General features: G+C 59.9%; 16 protein-coding genes. 3 read left to right on the plus strand and 13 right to left on the minus strand.

Going from position 1 to position 22649, the window contains the following annotated elements:
- Nucleotides 1–40: 40 nt before the first annotated feature.
- The 7 genes from AC58P5_RS07235 to AC58P5_RS07265 form a co-directional block, all read right to left on the minus strand.
- The gene (locus AC58P5_RS07235) at nt 41–3685 is read right to left on the minus strand and encodes an AAA family ATPase (protein WP_497385443.1); all 3645 of its coding nucleotides are present in this window, start codon (nt 3683–3685) and stop codon (nt 41–43) included.
- A 15-nt stretch (nt 3686–3700) separates the two neighbouring features.
- Nucleotides 3701–4888: an exonuclease SbcCD subunit D gene (locus tag AC58P5_RS07240; protein ID WP_497385445.1), complete on the minus strand. Its 1188-nt coding sequence runs from the start codon at nt 4886–4888 to the stop codon at nt 3701–3703.
- A gap of 78 nt (nt 4889–4966) precedes the next feature.
- Nucleotides 4967–9655, minus strand: coding sequence for a helicase-exonuclease AddAB subunit AddA (addA, locus tag AC58P5_RS07245; protein WP_497385447.1), 4689 nt, complete (start codon nt 9653–9655; stop codon nt 4967–4969).
- The gene (gene addB / locus AC58P5_RS07250; RefSeq protein WP_497385448.1) at nt 9652–13233 is read right to left on the minus strand and encodes a helicase-exonuclease AddAB subunit AddB; all 3582 of its coding nucleotides are present in this window, start codon (nt 13231–13233) and stop codon (nt 9652–9654) included. Before addB ends, addA begins: the two co-directional genes overlap by 4 nt.
- Nucleotides 13234–13354: 121 nt before the next feature.
- Nucleotides 13355–13579 (minus strand): spore germination protein, encoded by a 225-nt coding sequence (locus AC58P5_RS07255; RefSeq protein ID WP_497385449.1) that lies wholly within the window; start codon nt 13577–13579, stop codon nt 13355–13357.
- A 216-nt stretch (nt 13580–13795) separates the two neighbouring features.
- The gene (locus AC58P5_RS07260; protein WP_497385450.1) at nt 13796–14230 is read right to left on the minus strand and encodes a GNAT family N-acetyltransferase; all 435 of its coding nucleotides are present in this window, start codon (nt 14228–14230) and stop codon (nt 13796–13798) included.
- A gap of 221 nt (nt 14231–14451) precedes the next feature.
- Nucleotides 14452–15375, minus strand: coding sequence for an AEC family transporter (locus AC58P5_RS07265; protein ID WP_497385451.1), 924 nt, complete (start codon nt 15373–15375; stop codon nt 14452–14454).
- 123 nt (nt 15376–15498) lie between these two features.
- Here AC58P5_RS07265 and AC58P5_RS07270 point away from each other — a divergent pair, with 123 nt between their 5' ends.
- Nucleotides 15499–15852, plus strand: a complete 354-nt coding sequence (locus AC58P5_RS07270; RefSeq protein ID WP_497385452.1) for a hypothetical protein — start codon at nt 15499–15501, stop codon at nt 15850–15852.
- Between the two features lie 68 nt (nt 15853–15920).
- Here the strand turns inward: AC58P5_RS07270 and AC58P5_RS07275 are convergent, their stop codons facing one another.
- The 4 genes from AC58P5_RS07275 to AC58P5_RS07290 all read right to left on the minus strand — a co-directional run bounded on the left by AC58P5_RS07275 (nt 15921) and on the right by AC58P5_RS07290 (nt 18822).
- Entirely contained in the window at nt 15921–16196 is a 276-nt protein-coding gene (locus AC58P5_RS07275; protein ID WP_497385453.1) for a hypothetical protein, read from the minus strand.
- Between the two features lie 56 nt (nt 16197–16252).
- Nucleotides 16253–16702 carry a NucA/NucB deoxyribonuclease domain-containing protein gene (locus tag AC58P5_RS07280; RefSeq protein WP_497385455.1) on the minus strand — a complete coding sequence of 150 codons (450 nt, stop codon included), beginning with the start codon at nt 16700–16702 and terminating at the stop codon, nt 16253–16255.
- A gap of 125 nt (nt 16703–16827) precedes the next feature.
- Nucleotides 16828–17358 (minus strand): DinB family protein, encoded by a 531-nt coding sequence (locus AC58P5_RS07285; RefSeq protein ID WP_497385456.1) that lies wholly within the window; start codon nt 17356–17358, stop codon nt 16828–16830.
- Nucleotides 17359–17457: 99 nt separating this feature from the next.
- Nucleotides 17458–18822: a class I SAM-dependent rRNA methyltransferase gene (locus tag AC58P5_RS07290; RefSeq protein WP_497385457.1), complete on the minus strand. Its 1365-nt coding sequence runs from the start codon at nt 18820–18822 to the stop codon at nt 17458–17460.
- Between the two features lie 163 nt (nt 18823–18985).
- Here AC58P5_RS07290 and AC58P5_RS07295 point away from each other — a divergent pair, with 163 nt between their 5' ends.
- Nucleotides 18986–20251, plus strand: coding sequence for a Na/Pi cotransporter family protein (locus AC58P5_RS07295; RefSeq protein WP_497385458.1), 1266 nt, complete (start codon nt 18986–18988; stop codon nt 20249–20251).
- Here the strand turns inward: AC58P5_RS07295 and deoC are convergent.
- Both deoC and AC58P5_RS07305 read right to left on the minus strand, forming a co-directional pair.
- A complete protein-coding gene (gene deoC, locus AC58P5_RS07300) occupies nt 20217–20894 on the minus strand; it encodes a deoxyribose-phosphate aldolase (RefSeq protein WP_497385459.1) in 678 nt (225 codons plus the stop codon). The two genes, AC58P5_RS07295 and deoC, sit on opposite strands and share 35 nt — an antisense overlap.
- Entirely contained in the window at nt 20891–21334 is a 444-nt protein-coding gene (locus AC58P5_RS07305; RefSeq protein ID WP_497385461.1) for an NUDIX hydrolase, read from the minus strand. Before AC58P5_RS07305 ends, deoC begins: the two co-directional genes overlap by 4 nt.
- 274 nt (nt 21335–21608) lie before the next feature.
- Here AC58P5_RS07305 and AC58P5_RS07310 point away from each other — a divergent pair, with 274 nt between their 5' ends.
- Nucleotides 21609–22586, plus strand: a complete 978-nt coding sequence (locus AC58P5_RS07310) for a peptidoglycan-binding protein (protein ID WP_497385462.1) — start codon at nt 21609–21611, stop codon at nt 22584–22586.
- Nucleotides 22587–22649: the final 63 nt, after the last annotated feature.

Here is a 22649-nt window from a genome sequence, read left to right on the forward strand (position 1 = left end):
ACTGCGGAGCCGCCGTCCGCCGTATACGGGTCCGCCGGCCTTACAACAGCTCGAGCCTTACCCGGCTGCCGCGTCCGGACGGTTCGGCCGGCTCGACGATCAGCTTGCGCGGCAGACGGGCCCTTAGCTCCGGCACGTGCGAGATAACGCCGACCGCAAGCCGGTCCATGTGGAGCTTCTCAAGGGAGGTGACCACCATATCCAGCAGATCCTGGTCGAGAGTACCGAACCCTTCGTCCAGGAAGAAAAATTCCAGGGGCACCTCGCCTTTGAGCTGGATCTGCGCCGACAAAGCGAGCGCGAGCGCAAGCGACGTCAGGAACGTTTCGCCGCCGGACAGCGTGCCGACCGGGCGCTTCACCCCGCCGGAGCCGTCGTCGCGGATCACGAAGCCGCCGCCGGAGTCCACCTCGATCGCGTAGCGCTGCCGGGTGAGCTGCCCGAGCCGCTGCGAAGCGGCCCGGCTCACCTGCATCAGCTGCTCCTCCGCGAGGAACTCGACGAAGGCGTTCGCTTTCAGCACGGACTGCAGCTTCGCCAGCCGCCCGTGCAAAGTCTGCTGCGCGCTGCGCCGCTCTTCCAGCCGGCGCCACTGCTCGTGCTTCGCCTGCAGCTCCTCGCAGTCGCGTTCCGCCTTGGCGCGGACCGCAAGCGCGGCCTCGTCGCGCTCCTGGGCTTCGCGCAGCCCGAGCAGCATGCCGGACCAGTCTTCTTCGCTGACTGTCCGTCCGGCAAGCTGCTCCCGCAGCTGCGCGAGCCTGGAGCGGAGCGTCTGCTCGCGCTCGCGGTGTCGCCGCGCCTCCGCGCTCCACTCGGCGCGCTGCGCTTCGGCGACGTACGCGCCCCGCACGGCTTCGGCGTCCGCGAAGGAGGACGCCTTCAGCGCGCGTTCGAGCCGCTCCCGCGCTTCGGCGAGCTGCCCGGCGGCGGAAGCGGCGGCCTGTTCGGCGGCGCTGAGCGCCTGGGCCGCCTCCTGCTGCTCGCGGCGGGCCTGCTCGTGCGCGAGCCGGGTCTGCCCCGCGCGGCCGCGCAGCGCGTCGAGCTCGGCCTGAGCCGCCGCGATCTGGCGCGGTACCGGCTCGTCGCCGACGCGGTCGTGCAACTGCTGCGCCTTCTCCGCGGCGAGCTGGGACAGCCCCTGCAGCTTGGTCGCGAGCTGCAGGGCGGTTTTGTCGAGCTCCGCCGCCTCGGTGCGGAGCTGCTCGATCTTCGCGAGCACCCCGTCGATGAACGGGATGCTCTTCTCGATGCGGCCGCGCAGCTCTTCCGCCTGGCGCTCCTGCTCGTTCAGCCGCTTCAGGCGTTCCTCTACAGCGTCCAGCTCCAGGCCCTTGGCGCCGAACCGCTGCTGCCAGGCTTCTTCCCGGCCGCGGACGCTTTGCTCCAGAGCCTGCGCTTTGGCTTCGTCCGCCTGAAGGGCCGCGCGCTGCGAACGAAGCTCCGCCTCGGCGGCTTGCATGCCGGCTTCAAGCGGCTTCAGCCGTTTCAAGAGGGCTTGGAAGCCGGCTTCGAGTCCTGCCGCCAAACGGCCTACACGCCCGGCCTCCGCTTCCAGCCGCTTGAAAGCGGCCAACCGCTGCAGAGCCTCCTCGGCGGAGATTCCGGCTTTTCCCGGCCGCATACCGCCGGTGGCACCGCTCTCTGCCGCCGCCGTGCCCGCTGTGACAGCCGCTTCGATTGCGGCGCCGTCTTGGCCGCTCCGGTCCGCGGAACCTGCCAGGTACGCTTCCGGCGGAAGCTCCAGATCCGCTTGAACCGCCGCAGCCGCTTCCGCCAGCATGAGGGCCGCCTCCGCGGCCGCATGGCCGGTCACGTCCGCGGAAACGGTCCGGACCTCTGCGTCAGGCTCGTTTGCGGCGATCTGCGGATCATCCGTTCCGGCGCGTTCGTGCTCAAGCGCCCGCTTGGCAAGAGTATCGAGGCCGAAAACGTGGCGCTCCGCCTCCAGTCCGGCTTCCCGGATGGCGCGGAGGAGTGTTTCGCACTCCTCTACGCCAGGGGAAGCTTCTTCCGCCCCATGGTCTTCTTCACGATAAGGAGCCGGATGCTCCACAGCCCCGCATACGGGACAGGGCTGTCCTTCGTGCAGCTCGTGAGCCAGCTTCCCGGCCAGATTCCGCAGCTCGCGCTCGCGGTCTTCCCGTTTGCGGACCCCAAGCAGCGCGCCCGCCGCTTCTTCCTGCTCCGCCAGCCGTTTACGCAGCTGCTGGGCTTCCGTCCGGCCGGTGCCGAGTTCGCCGAGCCAACGGGCAAAGTCCTCCGTCCACGCGGTCAATTCCCCGGCACGGGCCGCAAGCTCGCGCTCTCCGGCCTCCACCGTCCGGCGTCTTCCGCCGGTCTCCTGCCGGATCTCCTGGAGCTGGCGCGTCTGCATATCCAACTCCCTTTTGGCGTCCCACGCTTCCTGGAGAAGGCTGCGCTGCTCGTAGCCGACCTCTACGCTTTTCAGTGCTTCTTTCAGCTCCGCCTGCTTGCCAAGCGCCTTTTCCTTCGTTTCCTGTTCCTTGCGGAACGCCTCTTTCACCGCGGAAAGCTGCGAAAGCAGCTTTTCTTCGCTTGCTTTGAGCCCATCGCACTGCTTGTGCAGGTCGGCAAGCTGACGCTCCTGCTCCAGGGCCTGGTTCAAATGCTCCAGCCGGATCAGCAGCGGCTCCTCGCGTCCGGCCAGCTCCTGCCGGGCTTGCTCGGACGCCTGCAAAGCCGTATGCAATTTGACTTCGCCCTCGCGGGAACGGTCCCTTGCCTGAGCGATCCGTCCCCGGTGCTCCGCCTCCGTCTTCGCCGAAGCTTCCGCGTGCTCGACGTAAGGACGCAGCTTTTCCGCTTCCTCCGCACGCTTCAGGCTCTCTTCCCGCTGACGGATTCCCGGCTCTTCTTCCTCGGTTTTGCGAAGCTCCAGCTCTGTTTGCCGCTCATCCTTTTGTACATTTAAAATCTGCTTCATCTCTTCGTAGCGGACAGACGCCTGCTGAAAAAGCTTACGCTGGACGGCGGCATACTCAGCCGCTTCTTTCAGCCTTTCGCCGGCCTGGGCCAGCGCTTCTTCGGACGCGTCTCCCAGCCCCTGCTGTTCGGCGGCGATCTGTTTAAGCAGGCCGTCGGCTTCTTTGAGCCGTCCGCTTACGCGCGCGCTGAGATGATCGCCATAGGCTTCGAGATGGAACAGCCGCTGAAGCATCTGCCGCCGGTCTTTGCCTGTCAGCGAAAGAAATTCGGCGAATTTTCCTTGAGGGAGCACCACGGCGCGGGTAAAATCCTGCATGGACAAACCGAGCACCTGGTGGACCCGGTTGGTTACGTCCGTGGATTTATCGGCCAATACGACCGGTTCCTCCCCGCTCAGGCGGACAAAACGGCTTACGGTATTCGTAACCGAGACGTCCGAGCCTCTCTTGAACTGACGGTCCACCCGGTACCGGATGGCGCCAGTCGGATGGCTGAGTTCGAAAGTGAACGAGACCGCCAGCGTATTTTCGGCATGGTTCATAATCCCCTGCGTACCGCCGGAAGCCCGTTCGACTTTGCCGTAGAGCGCCAGCGTCAGGGCGTCCAGAATGGACGACTTTCCGCTTCCCGTCGGACCGAATATACCGAACACGCCGGCATCGCACAATTGCGTAAAATCAATTTCCTGTGTTTCCCGGTAGCTTTGCAGACCGGACATTTGCAGCCGTATCGGACGCATACGTTTCGCCTCCCTTTATTCGGCCTGCTCCGGGCCGTCCGAATGATCCTGCAGCAGCTCCATAAAGAGCTGCACGAGCTCGGGCTCGGGCTTGGCACCGCCCGTCTGCCGCTCGTAGAAACGGCGGAACAGCTCGTCCACCGGCAGACCCGAGCTCGACAGGGCGGCGGCTTCTTCCTCGGCCGGCTGCTGCTGCGGATAGACCGGTTTGATATGGATAAACCCGCTGCGCGCCTTGCGCAGGGTTTGAATGTCGTGCAGCGACATTGCCTCCGCGATGTGGATTTCCAGGTCGATCCACGCGTTCGCGTCCCGCCCTTCGTCCAGCCAGCGGTGCACCTCCGCCAGCCCTTCCTTCGCTTTCCAGTTCACCAGCGGGCGGCCGGAGGTCAAATAAATTTCTTCAATCGAGGCCGGCTCTCCCGGTTTGACGTCGAGAACCGTCAGCGACTTGGCTTGGCCCGCTTCGGAAAAGCTGTAGGCAAGCGGGGAACCGCAGTAGCGGATGGGGCTCCGCGCTTTAAGCGTCTGCGGACGATGCAGGTGGCCGAGCGCCACATACTGCGCGCCGACATCGAGTGCCGATGTATCGACCGTGTACGCTCCGCCGACCTGAATCGGACGCTCCGATTCGCTTTCTTTTCCCCCGAGCACGTAAATGTGGCTCATGATCAGGTTCACGGTGTCGGGACGAAAGCCCGCCGTTTGAGCTCTAACCAGCTCGCCTACCCGCTCGGAGTATGCTTTCCTGAGCACTTCTTCACCGGCGTCGTCGCTGAGCAGTTCGCCCAGTCTCGACTCGGACGGATACGGCAGCGCAAACAGCTTGGCCGTTTCGCCGGTTCTCGGAATCCCGATCTCCATCAGGCCCGCTTTCGGCAGCCCGATCAGAGAGATTCCCTGCGCCCTGGCAATCGGGGAAGACGCCCCCAGACGGTCCGGATGATCGTGGTTGCCCGAAATAACGACAACCTCCCTGCGGCCGTCCTCGGCCAGCCTGGACAGAGCGTCGTAAAAAAGCTGCTCCGCAGCGGCAGGCGGATTAACGGTGTCATACACGTCTCCCGCCAGCAGCACCAGATCGATATTCCCTTCCCTGACAATACGGACAAGCTCGTCCACAAAAGCAACCTGTTCCTCAAACCGGCTCCGCCCTTCCAGGGTTCTCCCCAAGTGCCAGTCACCGGTGTGCAGTATGCGCATACCTATCCCCCAAATCTGATTGTATCTGTAAAGTCGGCCGGTGCACCTCCATCAGGCGGATCGTCCGGCCTCTTCCTTTTAAATTTCCACCACGTGCCCGCCGTCAAAGAAAAACAGGTACGTTCCCGCAAGCTTGCGCTTCCAGATTTTTTCCACTGCCTGTCCGTACAAGCCCAACTGGAGCCGGTATCTTTCCCGGAGCGCTTCGAGGCCGACGCCTTTGACACGGTCCGTCTTGTAATCGAGCATAATCAGATTGCCGTCCGATTCGAACAGGCAGTCGATCACACCCTGCACAAGCACCGTCTCCTGGCGGGTCGACGCATCCGCATTCGGATAGACACGACCGGCGGGAAGCCCCAAGCTGAAAGGCACTTCGCGCCATACCCGGGTCGAGGCGGCAAGTTTTATACCGATATCCGTCCGGAAAAAACCCGCAAGGATTTCCGCATCCACCGCTCTTGCTTGAGCGGGTGTAAGCAGTTCCTTGTCGATCATTTCCCTCATGACAGCTTCCACGGCCTCCGGCGTCACTTCCTTCAGCGGGATATGCTGCATGACGGCATGAAAAACGGTTCCCCGCTCCGCAGAGGTCAATTTCTTCTCCTCCATAAAACGGGGGCGCCTCAGAAGCGACGTTCTTGCCGAGGAACCGGCCGAAGGGGTACCGGGTACGGCAGCACCGGACGAAACTTCCCCGCCCGCTTCACCGGACGGCTCAATCGGCTCGTGCGCTGCTTGCGTGCCTTGTGCCGCTTGCGGCTCCTGTGTGTCCCCTGCGTCTTGTGTGACATGCAACCCTTCCGGGTCCTGTATGTTTTCTGCCTCTTGCGTGTCTTCTGCGTCTTGTGTGTCCTGCGTCTCGGCCGCTTGCTGCTCCCGCCACTCTTCCGGCCGCAAGGACGCGGGACTGTCCATAAAGGTCGCCAGATGAAAAACGGAATTGCCTCCGGCACGGGTCCCTTCCGTGCCGTCCGGGGAGGACACACCGGATGAACGTTCCCCGGCCAGCCGGGACGCTTCCGCCGCCCCCGCCATTTTCAGCAGCCGGGTCGGCAAAATGAGCCCGCTCCCCGGGCTGGGCAGCAACTCGGCCGACGGAATTTCTTCGTGATCGGAAGCCGTACTGCGGTCTGCCTGCCTCTTCAGCTCGGAAACGGACGTTTTGGAAAAATAAGCGGTCGCCTGGGCAAACGGATACGTCCACGACAGCGATTTCGCAAGCGCAACGTCCCATTCCCCGGTAAAAGTCGGCACCTTGTTCAAGTGCTTCAGCGCCTCCAGCCGGTCCGCCTGAATCGTGACGGATTCGTCGGCTTTCCCCATGGCCGCCAGCTCCTCGGGCGCAATCACTTCAAAGCTCCACTTGGAGCCGTCTGCCGCCAGCGCCGACGGACTGTGTTCCTTAAGCCCGGCTTTCTCTCTCCACAAAGTCGCATCCCGGTGCCGCATGAGAGCCGGTCCCAGCCAATCCATGTAGCTTCGCGCACGCGCCACTTCATCGTCCGGAAGCGCCCAGCCGTTCTTCTCCAGATGCCTGCCCCAGCCCTGGAGCTGCTTGTCCAGCGAGCGCACCGTGCCGAGCAGGAATAACTTCTCCCGTGCCCGGGTGAGCGCCACATATAGGACGCGCAGCTCCTCGGCAAGCGTCTCGATGCGCATCCGGCGCCGGATCGCAAGCTGCGGAAGGGTCGGATAACCGACCCGCAGCTTCGTATCCACAAAGCGCGGACCGAAGCCCAGTTCCTTATGGATCAGGAACGGGTCGAGCAGATCGCGCTGATTGAACAATTTGCCGAGTCCGGCTACGAAAACGACCGGGAACTCGAGTCCTTTACTCTTGTGGATGGACATGATCCGCACGACATCCTCCTGCTCGCCCAGCGCCCGGGCGGTCCCGAGATCGCCTCCGGTGTCCTTCATCCGCTCGATAAAGCGGAGGAAGCGGAACAGCCCCCGCAGGGAGGTGTTCTCGTACTGCCTCGCCCGGTCGTAGAGCGCCCGGAGATTCGCCTGGCGCTGCTGCCCTCCGGGCATCGCTCCCACGAAGTCGAAGTAGCCGGTGTCCCCGTACACCTTCCAGATGAGACGGGCGAGCGCCCCCTGCCGGGCTTCGCTCCGCCACTCTTCCAGGCGCCGCAAGAAGTCCGTGATTTTGCTGCGGAGTTCCTCGTCCGGCTTCCACTCGCCTGCATCCTGCAAGCCGCTCCCGCCCTCCGCGCTCCCTGGGGGACGGCTTCCTTGGGCGTAAGCCCGGACCGCCTCGTAGAATGGGATATTTTTGCCGGAAATGCGCAAGGAAGCCAGTTCATCCGCCGTCAGGCCGACAATCGGAGAACGGAGAACGCCCGCGAGCGGAACGTCCTGATACGGGTTATCAATCACTTTCAGTAGCGAGAGCATGACTTCGACTTCCGTCGCCGTAAAATACCCTGTATTCAAATCGGCATAAGCCGGTATACCAAGCTGTCTTAATTCTTCAATGAAGATCGGCGACCACTGCTGGGTAGCGCGCAGCAGAACGACCATATCCCGGTACGTGGCGGGCCTCATGGAGCCGGACCGTTTATCGTACACGAGGTAGGGCTGCCCTTCCTGCGGATTCAGCATGGCCTGTATCTTGCGGGCGATCGCCCGGGCTTCCATCTGGGCGGTTTCCAGCTCCTGGCCTTCCAGGATGCCGCTCAGCTCGCCCTCCTGCTCCTCAGCTGAAATCTCCCCGGCCGTTTCCTCCGCATCGGACTCTTCCCCGGCGGACGCCTGCGTGGCTGCCGCACGGTCGATAAGCAGCATTTCGACGGACAGATTCTGGCCTTCGGCCGCAGGATAAGAAGCGCCGTTCACCAGCTCCGCCCGCACGTCGTACGCAATGTCCCCGACGCCCTCATTCATGATCTGCCGGAAAATAAAGTTGACGGCATCGACTACCTCCGCCCGGCTCCTGAAGTTCCGGGCCAGGTCAATCCGTCTTCCCGGACCGCTGCCGTCCCCGGTGAAGCTTTTGTACTTCTCCAGAAAAAGTCCCGGCTCCGCCAGACGGAAGCGGTAAATGCTCTGCTTCACGTCGCCGACCATAAAGCGGTTGCCCGGGTACGGCTCGGCAATCAGCTCGACGATCGCTTCCTGGACGCGGTTCGTGTCCTGGTATTCGTCAAGCAGCACCTCCGCGAACTGCTCCCTGTATTCGAGCGCCGCCCGCGAAGGAACCAGACGATCCGGCGCAGACTCTTCCGCACGCAGAATGCGCAGGCAGAAATGCTCCAGATCGGCGAAATCGACCAGTCCTTTGGCAGCCTTGGCCTTGCTGTAACGCCCTCCGAAGTCGATGACGAGATCGACCAGCGCGTGAATGACGGGCGCCATTTCCCGCGTTTCCTCCAGAAACTGCTCCGGCGGCCGTCCGAACAGCTCCTCCTGGAGGGAGGTGATGCGTTCCTTGACCCGGCTGCGCAGCTGTTTCACCTGTTCCTGGAGCTGCGGGTCCACTTCGTCTTTCTTGCACGGTTTCAGCTTGCCGAAAGACACCGACTGAAACGCGCTGAACAGGATCTCCCACGGGTAGTTCCCGGCTATGTCCGCCAGTCCTTCGACCATGGTCAGATCATCCTGCACGGCTGTCGCGTAAGGAAGCGGGCCGCCCGGCTGACCGGTAATTTCGAGAGCCTGCTTCAAGAGCTCGGCGGTCCCCTGAAGCTCCAAACGGACATCGTCGGTGAGGCCCTTGAGCCAGAACTCCGCTGGCGCCCCTTCCTCTTCGTTTCCGTTCTGTTCAGCGTTATCCGCATTCTCCGCCTCAAGCGCGCTTTCGGCACCTTCGATACTTTCCGAAGAAGCCGCCGGAGGTATCGCAGCTTCCGGCACCAGCTCCTGCGTCAGGCTGCCCTCAGACTCCAACCCCGCCGAAGTTTCTGCCGGTTCTGCCGCTATCCGTTCGGTTGTCCCGCCCGAATCGGCCGGACTCGTCCGTCCCGCTGACGGATGCTGCGCAGATTCCGCCGTATTCGCCAAAGCGGCTTCCTCCGCAGTTCCGGCCGCAGCCGCTTCCGCATAGCCTTCGCTGACTTCCGCCAGGGCGGCCGTCCGCTCGTCTTCACCGGAAGGATCGCTCCCGGTGATCAGTTCATAGTTCTTCGGCCCGAACATGTGCGCCATCTCCCGCAGCCAATGTTCCGGCCAGGGGTGACTCCGCGACTCGTCGTACAGCTTCTGGATCAGCAGATGAAGGGGAACGTCGCTGCGCTCGCCGCCGAACGTATCGACCAGCCGCCAGAACGGACTGTCTTCTCCGCTTTCCCCGTAGTACTGCTCCATCATTTCTTCCAGCTGGTCGTGCCGCATCAGCTCCGCTTCCGTTTCGTTGGCGATGCGGAACCCGGGGTCCAGCCGAATCAGGCTGTAGTGCCTGCGGATGACCTCCAGACAGAAGGAATGGAGGGTCGTCACGGAGGCCCGGCCCATCAGGGCCAGCTGCCGCTTCAAGTGCTGCGAGTCCGGATTTGCCGTCAGCTCTTTTTCCAGAGCCTCTCGTATCCTCTGCTTCATTTCGGCTGCGGCTGCCTTCGTAAAGGTCGCGACCAGCAGACGGTCCACATCCAGGGGAGAAGCCTCGTCGGAAATGCGGCGGATAATCCGTTCGACCAGTACGGCCGTTTTCCCCGAACCGGCCGCTGCGGCCACAAGCATGTTTTGCCCCCGCAGGGCGATGGCGTCCCACTGCTCATCCGTCCACGTGGTTCCCGGAGGCTTCGTTCTCGGTGTCGTTGTCATCGGTCTTGCTCCTCCTTTCCGCTTTCCGTCTCTTTCCTGGTGAGCTCGGCCCAGACGCGGTCGCGTCCGATTTTGGCCAGATGTTTGGGCTCGTTGCCGTCCAGCGCCGGATCAAACTGGCACACCGCCTTGTAAGAGCAGTGCTGGCAGGCCGTTTTATTGCCCGTGCGGTACGGGGTGATATCCACCCGTCCCTCCGTAATCTCCGTGCCGATATCGCGAATCCGGTCCCGCACATAACCGCGCAGGGTATCCCACTGCTCTTCCGAAGCCACGGAGGACGACTTATAAAAGCCCCCGTCCTTGGACAGGGCTGCCGGTACCAGTTGGGAGTGACCCGCTGCGCCCGCAAGGTCGCTGTCCATCATTTTCACAACCTCCGGATCGGCCATAAGGAGCCCTTTCATCTTGTACCGTTTGCGCAGTTCTTTCTCTACATCCTGAACGGTCATCCCGTTCGTAAACTGCAGCAGGGGATTGTGCACATGAAAATACAGTACCCCTGCCGGTGTGGCGCTCATGCCGAGCCACTGGGGCGCATGAGTTAAGATTACATCCAGATACGTGAGCATCTGAAGGGACAGACCGTAATAGACGCTGGACAAATCCAGCGCAGTGGGGCTTGACTTGTAATCGATCACACGCAGCAGCAGACCGCTGTCCCCCTGCGCCTGGTCCACTCTGTCGATCCGTCCGATAATTTCCATCGTGCATCCGTTGTCGAGCTGGAAAGTGAGGGAAGGCAGCATGCCGCCCGGCCCGAAATCGATTTCCAGCCCCACCGGTGAAAACCGGCTGCGCTTCGCATGTTCACCCAGCATGACGGCCGCTTTGCCCACAACCTGCTTCAGCTTGTGGGAAATATACCGGTACCGCTTGGAACTCAGGAGAATTTCGCCCTGCAGCCGTGGCGCAAGGCGGTCGACAACGTCGGATGTCCGGCGGTAGGTTTCTTCCGTGCTCAGGCTCGCCCAATCGACCTTGTCCTCCTGCAAACCTCGCACGAACAAGTTGAGCGCACCGTGGAACAGCTGCCCGATATCCGGAGCTTCCAGACGGAACACCCGGCGCTCTTTGAGTTTTAAGCCGTGCGTCAGGAAGTGGGCGAACGGGCAGGCTACATAGCGCTCCATCCGGGATACGCTCGCACGGAGATGACGCCCGTACAGAAGACGGCTCGTTTCCCGTGGCAGCTTGTCTTCCCGGTTGGCATACAGCAGCCCCTGAACGAGGCGGTTCATGCTGCCTTTCCACTCCGGCTCTCCCGCAAAATAGTTGTAGGTGCCCCACCACAAATCGCCGATGGCCGCCCCTTTCATCCACTGCTTCAACTGGACACCGAGGTAAGACATCGCCCGCGAGGGATTTTGCATATAGGAAAGCTGCTCCTCTGCGGACATAAGCGGCGAAGGCTCGCCCAACCACTGGACTTCCCGCAGCTCGGGAAACAATCCCTTCACCTGCCGGATCAGTTCCGAGGGAAGCAGCGATTTGCCTTCTTCATCGGCAAGCGGATAGGACAAGGACAGCCGCACGCTTGGTACGGCCAGCGAAGAATAAATCAGGAAGGATTCGTCCAGCAGCCGCCGGCGGTTTCCGTCCGCCATCGGCAGTCCGGTCTGCAGCAGCAGCTCACGCTCCGCCTCTGCCAGCACACCGTCCTCCGTCGGCGACGCCGGAATGACCCCGTCGCTGACGCCGAGTATGAACGCGTAGCGGATTTTCATGGAGCGGGTGCGGTCCATGCTGCCGACCAGCACTTGGTCAAGAGCCGGAGGAACCAGCCCGAGCTTGATGCTCTCCAGCCCGGTTTCCAGCAGTTCGCCGTACAGCTCGGCCGATATTTCTTCCTCGCCCATCAGCTCGACCAGTTGATCGAGCAGATCCATCAGGCTGCCCCAGATCTGGCTGTGCTCCCGGGCTTTCTCCGGCCTGCCGTTTGCGGCCGCCTCGGCATGCCACTGCTCCAGCCGTTCCGGCGCATGCACGTCTTCAAGCAGCTCGTATAGCGCCTGCGTTCTCGACTGGACCGTTTTGGCCCGCTTGAGACTTTTCTGGAAACGCAGCAGAGGCTCCGCCACCCATTCCCGGGTCTGCTGAATTTCCTGCAGATACAACACCTCCGCCTCATTCGCCGCCGTCTCTTCGTCTTCCAGCGAGGCCCGGCTGCGGTGAGTCCACGGCCTGCCGTCGGTCCACCGGTTCCCTTGGATTCCGTAGGAAAGCACGTAATTTTCGAGGCGGTCCATCGCAGCCCGCTGCTCCGTCAGCGTCTTTGCCGCGTCAATGGCATCCCCGTTCCAAGGCAGGAGCAGGTCCGTTTTTGCGCAGCGGAATACCGCATCGTACCCCCAGTTATGCAAAACCGTTTCCAGAGCCGAACGGATAAACTCCGCAAGCGGATGATGCAGCACCGTTCTTTTCTGGTCAAAAAAGTGCGGAATCCCGTAATCGGTAAACGCGGTCTCCAGCAGATCCTCGTAGTCCGCCATGTTGCGGACCATCACGGCCATATCCCGCCAGCGGACTCCCTGCTCGCGGGCCAGCCTCGTCATTTCCCGGGCTACGCCTTCGGCTTCGGCCCTGCGGTTGACGGCGGCGTAAAGCGAAAGATGCTCCCGTTCTCCGGGCCCGGCCGGAAGATACGGGCTGGCGTACCGGCCGATGCGCTGCTCGAACGAGCTCTCCAGATGGGCGAGCATGGGACTGCCAGCAAACCGGGGCGACAGGACAGGCTGAACGGCGACGGTTTCAGCCGGTCCGACGCCCACGGCATCCACCAGTTCCTGGAGCTGCAACATCGTCCGTGCCGTCGGGTGGAACAGATCCAGCTCGTCCGGAATCTCTCCGGCGTAATAAGGCCGGTTCACGCAGAGCGACACCGTGGTCCGGGCTCCATGCTCAAAAAGCCCCTTCACCACCATCAGCTCTTGGGGCGTAAAACCGTGGAACCCGTCGATCCAAATCTGCGCGTCTCGAACAAGCGAAGACTGTCCCAGCTCCTCGGCCAGCTTGGCCAGCGTTCCTTCCCCGTCGAGATACCGGAGCGAAATTTCGTGTTCGAAAGCCCCGTAAATCAATTGGAGATCCCGCATTTTGTCCCGCAAAAGCTGCTTCTTACTGCCGAGAAAATCGTCGTATCTGTCCACATGCTCGCGGAGACTTTCTCCCGTCACGCAGTAGCGCCGCCACTCCGCGAACAGCTCATTGAGCCGGTCGACGAAGCCCGTCTGCTCGTACACCGACCGGTAAAAGCGCAGATCGCCCTTCCGCTTATGTAAAAGCTTGTGAAGCAGCAGCTTTTTTCCGACATCGTCAATCGGCTGGCGGGCCGTTCCGCCTCTCTCCTGCATCACCCTCCAGGCCAGACGGCGGAAGCTGAGCACCTGCGCGCGTATCGTTCCTCCCACGTCCGGGTGATCCACAAGCGCCAGCTCCGTCTGAAAGGTCGCCTGCTCGGGAACGATCAGAATCAACGGCGGCCCCTCCGGCCGCTGCTTTAAGTTCTCTATGATTTCATCCATGCAGAGTTTGCTTTTGCCGCTCCCTGCACGGCCAGTTATAAAACGTACGGGCATTCCGGGTACGCCCCTTTCGCCTTGTTACTTGTCCCCATGGGGAATCTATGTTCTCTATCGCTCTATTGTACCATAAGTTCCGAGAGGGGTGGCAAGCGGCGGACATGGGACTATTTTCATTTCAAACGACGGCGGCGCTGTTCCCTTCGTTGACATCGGGATCGTTCGTAATGCTGTTGGGATTATTGGTCAAACTTCCGAAACTGTCGCCAGGAGAGAACGAGCTGCTTCCTCCATTCATCTTGTTGTTGCTGGACAGCAAAATATAGGCGGTATTCCCGATTTGAACATTGGAGCTGTTAGAAACGTTGTTGATTTTGATGCTCCCGACAATTGAATTCAACATCCGAACCCCCTCCAAACCAGATGACCGTGTACTATTGTATGTGCCCCCCCGCCCAAGTGTCACTTGCCTGCTTCATTTCCTTACGGGGACGGCAGCACTGCGGTGGGGAAGAGCTTTTTGCGCACAAAAAAAAGGCGGCCCGGGGACCGCCTTTCTTATCGTTTTTGCCCGGAGCGACCAGCACACGCGGCACGTCTCCGAACGGAGCGCTTCCGCCTACTCTTCCTCTTCCGGCTCTGCCTCGTAGCGGCAGACGAATCTTTCCGTACCGGGGTATTTCTCCCCCAGCGAACTTACCGTAAATCCGATACTGCGGTAAAAGTCGACGGCGTCCTCTTCCGTCTCCGCCACGATTTGCCGGGGCTTTTTCAGCTGGATCAGCTCCAGGATCTGTCCCCGGCCGTAGCCGGCTCCCCTGCACTCCGGATGCACGGCCAAGTGGTGGATCGTCAGAGTCCCTTCCGCATCCGCCGAAAAGCCTACCAGCCCGATAAGGTCTCCTTCCGATTCGTATCCGTACAGCTCGCGCTCCGATGCCGGTCCGTAGAACTCCACCGCTTCTTCCACGGATTCAGGATCCGGAAACACGGCATAGCCCAGCAGTTCCCTGACCTTTTGCTGATCTGTGTGCGATTTTATGTTTTTGAGCATGCAAATCCCTCCATTTGTATCCGTAAAATAAGGATCGGTTCGTGTGTTGTTTGCGTTGTGTATTTAAAGCGCGCATTTGTTCACCGTCCGGCTGTGATCCGCAGTCCCACTTACAAGCATGCCTGTCCATGCGTCAAGTATACGTACCCCGGCTATCCGGCTTACAGCCCTTCGATCCGGCAGCCAATTCCTTCAAGCAGCCTGACGTCAGCCTGTCCCGTTTATCCGATGTAAGGCAGCAGATAAATCACTAGCGTCACCGTAAACATGCTGAGCACAGTGGACATAAACACGGCCTGCGAAGAAAACTCCGGTTCGTTGTCGTACTCGACCGCCAGCAGGACACTGCTGAGGGAGGTCGGAACGGCGCAGGACAAGACAAGCGCTTGCGCCATTGCGCCATGAAGTCCCAGCAGGTATACGACGCCCAGGCCGATCAGCGGGCCCATGCACAGCCGGAGGAAATTCGACCAGAGCACATCGGAAAACTGAAATTTCCACTTCATGCTGCCGAGCTGGACTCCCAGGGTAAGAAGGGCCGTCGCCATAAAACCGTCGGCGATATAATGAAGCGGAATACTAAGCGGCTGCGGCACCGGAATCTGGTAATGACGCAAAAGAAAGGCAAGTGGGATCATGTAAATCGTCGGCAGATAAGCGGCCGTTTTCAGAATATCTTTCCAGCTGCTCTTGTGCGCGTTTACGTTATAAACACCGAGCGTATTGGGCAGCAGATTCTGCATCATCATCACGATCATTTGCACGGACAAGGTGAATGCATCCCCGACAAATACCATCTGATTGAGCGGAATCGCATAATTGGCGCTGTTGTAAAAAATAATGCTGTTGCGCATGGCTCCTTTCATTCCGCCCTTGTACTTCCGGATACGCACGAATAATTCGGTCATCACGGTAATCGCCGTGAAAAACAGCAGGAAGAACAAAAGCACCTGACCGAGAATCGCCACGGATAGTTCCGATTCGTACAGCTTGACGAAAACCAGCGCAGGAGCAAATACGTAAAAATTCAATTTCGACAAAGTCTTGATATCCAGGTGGAATGCCCGGAACATCGCCACGCCGATCAGAATCATAACCGCCAGCGGCACGATATTGTTGAGAAAGATATGTATAAAATACGTCATGCTTTCATCACTTCTCGTCAGTTAGTCGGGAAAGATATATAAGACAAATAAACCCACATATGGTATCCTATTCCTGATTAATCGATAGCGATTTCCCTTATAAGCAAGAAAGGAGGTTAACGAATGAAAAAAATCGTCGTCCTGATCTTTGCCGCTTTTTTTGCTTTTTCCGCAAACGCATCGGCTGCCTATACCGCCGTGTCCCACGATCTGTACGTCAGCCAGGCCGGGCCGCACAAAGCGAGCATTGGGTTGTGGAGTGCATCGGACGAGGTCGTCCAGGTAACGCTTTATTCCAAAAGCCCGAACGGACAGCTAAACCCCGTCTATTCCAAAAGCGTAGCTATCGGTCCGGCAGTTTCAAGCCCGGTCGAACTGTCCGTCGGTTACTTATCCCCGGGAAAGTACATCATCCAGGGAGAATTTCAAGGCAGCTACGGCAGCCTGGGCCCCATCGGTCTTCATCCGTCTTTTTAAAGGAGCACCCGAAAACGCAGCAACCACTGATCGTTTCTTCAGTGGTTGTTCTTTGTTTTCGCTGTTTTTTAATCGGCCTTCAGCGCTCTTCCTTTTTCATCGAGGAAAAATTTCGCCTTCCGGACGGTATCTTCTTTAACCATAACTATTCTTCTGACGGAGGGATCCGATTTATCGACTCTGGTTTCCCAGCCTTCTGTATTCAGCAGCTCCAAAATCTCGTCCAGGCTCATGGATTTATATCCGTAAAAGCCGCTTAGTCCGGCCCATTCTTTCAAAAGGATCTTCACCCGGTAATCCAGCTTGTCCAGCGACTCGTCGCCTGCGTTCTTTCTTTTTACCATCTTCATTAACTCCCTTGTGTGTGCAAATTAAAATCCGTCAATCATGTTCCGACTCTTCACTTTACCACGATCTCGACCCGCGTTCCATCGGGAAGTTTATCTAGCTGATTGCCGATCCAAGATCCCGCCCCCCGGTTGTCCGCAGGTTTGATATAAGCGATATCCGCTCCCTTGCCGCCTTCCGCACACATCGCCATCGGCCATTCGTCACGGTCGTAATTTTTTTTGGTCGCGACTCCGGCCAGCGACTGCCTGCGGTTCTCTTCGGCTCCCTTCCGGTCGATCGTGCAGACGGGCGAAGCTCCTTTTGCAACCGCGTCTTTGATGTGCTTGGCGGTTTCGGGATACTTGTCGCTCGGGAAATAGATCGTCTGGTCGACAGAAGTGCTCTTGCCCGCCCCGCCGTCGAACAGACCGGTGTTTTTAGCGACGACAGAGACGAGTACAATCAGCAGAAAAAGAAAAATCGAGGCCGTTTTCTTGTTCTTTTTTCGTTTCTTGTTCATGGTGTCCATCCGCATTCTATGTAGTGGCTATCCTTGCCATTGTATCATACAAACGCGCTGTCCGGACGCAAAAAAACCGCCGCAGGGCTTCGCCCCGCGCGGTTTATTCCGTCAGCCTCCGCTTATCAGCGGTTGGCTTCGCGGATTCTTTTGAGCTGATTGACGTGGGCCGTCTCGTGAATGGCGATAAAATGCGCCCACTGGGTGGCGTTCATTTCAAAACCCGACGGATGCGGGAACAGAAGATCGTTGGTGTTCCGTTCGGCCAGCTTCGGAATGAGCGCCTTCGTCGCCGCGCGGACTTCATCCAGCTTTTGCAGCGCTTCATCGCAAGACAGGGTGCCTGTCGGCTTGGCCGGGTCCGGCGCCTCGATCTTTTTGCCGATAATGCCGCTGGCTTGAAGAATGCCCATCACGTCCGTCACCTTCTCGTCCAGCGGCTCGGAAGGTCCGGCCGGCGTTTGGCCCACAACCTGCTTAAGCTGATACAGAATCATTCCTTCCAGCTTCGCCAGATGCTCCACTACTTCGGTCACGTTCCAGCCGTCCGGCTTCTCGCGGAGCTGCTTTTCGTCCGGGCCGAACGAGTCCAGCACTTCCGTCAGCTGACGGCGCACATTATCCATATAAGGCACGATATCTTTAAACGTTACCAAACTTATCCCCTCCGGGTCTCGTGTTGTCTGCTTGTCTGGTTGCTTTCCCTTCTATTGTACCACGCCGGATGTCGGAATAAAAAAAGCCGGAGACCGCTGTCAGCGGCTCCGTACTTCAAAGATGGCAAACTTCAAATAATTTCCTTCGTCGACCCCGAGCAGACGCGGATGGTCTTTGCCCGCCGCGCGGAATTCGACCAGCCGGAGGATCTTGCCGGCATCGACGGCGGCGGCGTGCACGGTCTCCAGGAACAGCTCCGGCGCCATGTGGTACGAACAGGAAGCCGTCACCAGATAGCCGCCTTCGTTGACCAGCTTCATCCCGTGCAGGTTAATGTCCTTGTAGCCCCGGCAGGCGCCCTCGACAGCGCTGCGCGTCTTGGCGAACGCCGGGGGATCGAGAATGACAACGTCCCACGTCCGTCCTTCCCCGACCGGTTTGGAGGTATCGACCTTCGCGCCTTGTCCGGCCAGCGCTCTCTGGCGCCGTTCCTCGACTCCCTTCACCTGCTTGCGCAGATAATCGAAAGCGTCGGCCACGACGAACTCGACCCGGTCTTCAAACCCGTTCAGCTTGACGTTCGTACGGGCGCTCTCCACCGCATGCTCGGAAATGTCCAGGCAGGTGACTTTCTTCGCCCCGTATTTGCACGCATGCAGCGTAAAGCTGCCGGTATGCGAGAAGCACTCGAGCACCGTGGCGCCGTCCCAGTAAGGGAACGTGACGACTTTGCCGTTCGCGTTAACCGGCAGCCGCTGCATTTGTCCTTCGTGCTCCACCTCGCGGACAGCAATGCCGCTTTCGGCTCCCCAGCCCTTCATAAGCGGCTCGGTTGCCGCGCGGTTTTCCCGCTGGTCGAAGAAATAGCCCGTCTTCTGTCCCTGCTCGATATCGACCTCGATATGAAGACCGTTCTCGAGAATGCGGACATAACGCGGACACTCCCCGTAAAGCGGACCCGTGGTCTGCGTCAGACCTTCCAGCTCTCTCACCGGCACGTCGCTGCGCTCGTAAATGCCCTGCGGTGCGAATACTTCGACCAAAGCCGCCGTGATCGCTTCCCGGCATACATCCATGCCGAGCGTCAAAATCTGCACGACGAGTACGTCCGCAAATTTATCGACGGTAAGCCCCGGCAGGAAATCCGCTTCCCCGTATACGAGCCGGTAAGAATCCGAATCGTGCAAAAACCGCGCCCGGTGTCTCGCGCAGCGTTCGAAACGCTCGACAAAAAACTCCTTCGTCATCGCTTCAAGCGGTTTATAGCTGACGACCCGGCCGGTAATCTGGGACTTCGGATTGTAGTAGGCCGACGCGAGCGGCTGCCCGGCATGGGTCCGCACTTCCACGATCTGTCCGGGAACCGGCTCTCCCTCCACGCGTTCGATTTCGCTTGCGAAGATCCAAGGATGACCCTGTTCAAGCCGTTTTTTTCTTTTTTTCTGTAAGACAATTGCTGCCATTGTAAGGCTCCTTCCTCCTGCCAAAACCCCCGTCCTTCGCGGACGGGAAGCACTTCAATTCGATTGCGGCGGGCAGGGGTGCTTGTCATGCCCGCCGCCGTCCGCTCATATACTTCTAAGACAACCCGTTCTCCACGGAATAACGATCAAAGGAGCAGGACCTATGTGGCTATCGCTGGCTCTCCCCCTACTCGCGGGGCTGTCTGTCTTCTTATTCGGGATGAAAATGATGGAGCTCGCCTTAAACCAGCTGGCCGGTCCCCATATATACCGGTTTCTCGAAACCGCCACCCGGACGCCGGCCCACGGCCTCGTCACCGGAACCGCGCTTACGGCGCTGCTTCAAAGCAGCAGCGCCGTCACAGTCATCTCGATCGGCCTGGTCAACGCCGGCGTGCTGACCTTCCCGAGAACGCTCGGTATCATTCTCGGCACGAACATCGGCACGTGCCTGACCACCGAGCTGATCGGGCTGAACCTCGGCGCAGCCGCGCTGCCGCTGCTGCTGGTGTCCAGCGCCGTGTGGCTCGCCAGCTGGCTGCCGGACCCGGCCCTGGGCCGAGCCGGCGCGGGCGCGGCGACCGGCGGCAGAAACAGGCCCGGCGGCTCCGTTTCCGGCGAAGCAAAGACGGGCCCGGCCGGTACTCCGGCGCAGGCTCAGCGAAGCGGCGGCAACGCTGGGAAACGGCCCGCCGGCTCGGCGCAAGCGGGCGGCCTCGCAGCCAGTTTCCGCCCGGCGCCGGAACGCGCTCGTTCGCCGGTGCGCACGCAGGCGGCCGGGCCCTCCCCCGCGCATGAGGTCGTCCGCCCGGCTCCTGCGCAGGTCGGCGCCCAAGACCCCGCTCAGGAGCCGCCCGCCGCGAGCGGCTGGCTGCACGCCGTCCGCTATGCGGCGCTGGCCGCGGCCGGCTTCGCTCTGGTGCTGATCGGCATCCGGATCATGCAGAGCATCGGTCCGGCACTCCAGCACCTAGGCCTGTTCGCCTGGTTTATCGACCAGGCCAAAGTCAGCCTGCTGTGGGGCGTCGTCGCCGGCGCGGCCATTGCCGCCCTGATCCACAGCTCCAGCGCGGTTATCGTGATGGCCATGGGTTTTGCCGCAGGCGGCGTCATATCGCCGGAGCTCGGTATCGCGGTCACGCTTGGCTCCAACATCGGAACGTGCGTAACCGCCTGGCTCGCCAGCATCGGCGGCACGCGCGCAGGCACGTTCGTAGCGTGGTCGCATATTTTGCTCAACGTAGGGGGCACGGTACTCTTCTTCCCGCTGATCGGCCTGCTTCATGAGGTCTCCACTTGGATGACCGCCGATCCGTCGGCGCAAATCGCCCGCGCCCAGACGCTTTTTAACGTAGCCAGTTCGCTGATTGCGCTGCCGTTCTGCTATCTCCCCTTCAGTAGGAAGAAGAACCTGCAGCCCCGGACATAAGGGCGACGCCGGAGCTTGTGCCCAGACGCTCCGCCCCGGCTTCTATCATGCTGCGGGCCATTTCCAGATCGCGGACACCGCCGGAAGCCTTGACACGGACGGCTGCGGATACGGATTGCCGCATAAGGCGCACGTGCTCTACAGTCGCTCCTCCGGGTCCGAATCCGGTTGAGGTTTTCACAAAGGCGGCCCCTGCTTCTTCGGCAAGACGGCAGGCAAGTACAATCTGATCGTCGCCCATAAATCCCGTCTCCAGAATCACCTTAACGATCGCCCGGCCTTTCACGGCATCCACGACTTGCCGGATATCGTCGCGCACCGTTTCGGCGTTTCCTTCCAGCAGGCTGCCCACCGCCAGAACCATATCAATCTCTTCGGCCCCGTACTCCGCCGCTTTTGCCGCTTCGAAAGCTTTGACCTCCGGCAGAGACGCCCCGAGAGGAAAACCGACAACCGCGCATACTTTCACTGCGGTGCCTTGAAGCTCCTCTCTGCACAGCGGCACCCATCCGCTATTCACGCACACGCTGTAGAAGCCCAACTCCTTCGCTTCCCCGCAAAGCTTACGGATGGCGCCGCTCTGCGCTTCCGGTTTTAAGAGCGTATGATCGATATAAGACGCGAGGTCGCTAACCGCCGTCATACGAGCCTCACCTCGTACCCGAGCTTTTGCAAAGCCGCAAGCACAACCCCGTCGTTGTTATCGTATCCCGATTCCGCCTGCTTCTTCCAAGCGGTTTCCGGACTCATCCATTCCACTCCGCTGATTTCTTCTATCTGAGCCTGCAGATCGCCGCCGACCGCTTCCACCAGGTAATAGTGCACTTCCTTCTCCACGGTACCGTGCTCCGGATGCTCGTAACGGTAAGCGATAACGTCAAGCGGTTCCACGATCCGGCCCGTAATGCCGGTTTCCTCCGCGATTTCCCGCAGCGCCGTCTCCTCTATCGTTTCGCCCGGCTCCATCTTTCCTTTGGGCAGCGTCATTTTCCCGAAACGGTCCTGAATCAGCTGTACCTCCGTGCGTTCCTCCTGCTTGCGGAACACAACGCCGCCTCCTGAAATCTCCTTCATCGGAACCATCCTTTCCAGCCTCCGGCCTGTGCCGGGGTCATTCTTTACATTCTAACGAATTTACAGGGAGACAAGCAACGGTGCAATACGCGCACGGCTTCTTTTTTTTGAGAGCCGGCCTTGATCAAGCGAATGCATCTAATTTTAGGAGCTTTCTTTAGAGAAGAAACTTCCAAAATTATGTTTATAAAATCTTAATATGGAATTTATTGCTTAAAAAACGTTTATGTTGTGTAATTATACTTGGGTATCTTTCCCAAATTGCATTTACAGGAGGTAACTTATGTTAGGAAAAAAATCAATGATCGCAGTCACGTGTACGGGCCTCATGTTCTCTTCCCTGATGATAGCCAACTCCGCATCCGCAACCGAGACCTGCGGGGGATATTTGTCCAATATGACGGATCCCCTCGCAATCAGAATGGAAAACGGAGAGAAAGTAATCTGGGACAATGTAGACCCTATCCTGATTCAAAAACGGGACAAGTACGTCAGCTTGCTGAAGCAGAAAAACTGGACGATTACCTTCAACTCGGCTTACCGTCCGTACCAGTATCAGCGGCATTTGTATGAAATCGTGCAGAATGCTTCCAAATCGTCCTGCGTGGCGGCGGAAAAAGCGGCCCACGGACTCGGCACGGAAGTAGCGAAGCCCAGCAATACCGCTCCGCACACTCGCGGTATCGCGTTTGACGCTACCGTAAGAGATTCGGCGGGCAACGCCCTGAACGGCAGAACGTTCGTCAACAGCCAGCTGAGAGACGTGGCGGCGCAGGCCGGCCTCAGCTTCCCGCTTCCGACGACCGACGGCGTTCACCATATCGTTGCCGGCGGCTCCACCACACCGGATGACGGCGTACTGAGGCTTGGAGATCAGGGGCCGGAAGTAACGGAGCTGCAGCAGCAGCTTAACAAAGTCGGCTACACGGTCTCCACGGACGGCATCTTCGGCAGCGGCACGGACACCGCAGTGAAGCAGTTCCAATCCGCGCACGGCCTGACTTCTGACGGAATCGTAGGCGTGGCGACCAATGCCAAGCTGGACGCGCTCTCCACCACGACGACCGTGCTCCGCTCGGGCAGCTCCGGTGACGAAGTGAAAGTTCTTCAGCGCCTGCTGACCAAAAAAGGCTACACGGTAACAGCCGACGGAATTTTCGGCAGCGGTACGGAGACGGCCGTGAAGAAGTTCCAGACGGCTAACTCGCTTACTTCGGACGGAATCGTCGGTTCCGCCACATGGTCTAAATTAAGACAGTAATTTTGGGACTCAAATATTTCATGCCTATTTATAAAAGAACCCGCTCACTATACCGTGAGCGGG

The sequence above is a fragment of the Paenibacillus sp. JT31N7 genome, assembly GCF_059692095.1.

Coding starts and splice junctions, on each gene's coding strand:
- AC58P5_RS07235 (WP_497385443.1), bottom strand. CDS start 3,685: ATGCGTCCGATACGGCTGCAAATGTCCGGTCTGCAAAGCTACCGGGAA.
- AC58P5_RS07240 (WP_497385445.1), bottom strand. CDS start 4,888: ATGCGCATACTGCACACCGGTGACTGGCACTTGGGGAGAACCCTGGAA.
- addA (WP_497385447.1), bottom strand. CDS start 9,655: ATGACAACGACACCGAGAACGAAGCCTCCGGGAACCACGTGGACGGAT.
- addB (WP_497385448.1), bottom strand. CDS start 13,233: ATGCCCGTACGTTTTATAACTGGCCGTGCAGGGAGCGGCAAAAGCAAA.
- AC58P5_RS07255 (WP_497385449.1), bottom strand. CDS start 13,579: ATGTTGAATTCAATTGTCGGGAGCATCAAAATCAACAACGTTTCTAAC.
- AC58P5_RS07260 (WP_497385450.1), bottom strand. CDS start 14,230: ATGCTCAAAAACATAAAATCGCACACAGATCAGCAAAAGGTCAGGGAA.
- AC58P5_RS07265 (WP_497385451.1), bottom strand. CDS start 15,375: ATGACGTATTTTATACATATCTTTCTCAACAATATCGTGCCGCTGGCG.
- AC58P5_RS07270 (WP_497385452.1), top strand. CDS start 15,499: ATGAAAAAAATCGTCGTCCTGATCTTTGCCGCTTTTTTTGCTTTTTCC.
- AC58P5_RS07275 (WP_497385453.1), bottom strand. CDS start 16,196: ATGGTAAAAAGAAAGAACGCAGGCGACGAGTCGCTGGACAAGCTGGAT.
- AC58P5_RS07280 (WP_497385455.1), bottom strand. CDS start 16,702: ATGAACAAGAAACGAAAAAAGAACAAGAAAACGGCCTCGATTTTTCTT.
- AC58P5_RS07290 (WP_497385457.1), bottom strand. CDS start 18,822: ATGGCAGCAATTGTCTTACAGAAAAAAAGAAAAAAACGGCTTGAACAG.
- AC58P5_RS07295 (WP_497385458.1), top strand. CDS start 18,986: ATGTGGCTATCGCTGGCTCTCCCCCTACTCGCGGGGCTGTCTGTCTTC.
- deoC (WP_497385459.1), bottom strand. CDS start 20,894: ATGACGGCGGTTAGCGACCTCGCGTCTTATATCGATCATACGCTCTTA.
- AC58P5_RS07305 (WP_497385461.1), bottom strand. CDS start 21,334: ATGGTTCCGATGAAGGAGATTTCAGGAGGCGGCGTTGTGTTCCGCAAG.
- AC58P5_RS07310 (WP_497385462.1), top strand. CDS start 21,609: ATGTTAGGAAAAAAATCAATGATCGCAGTCACGTGTACGGGCCTCATG.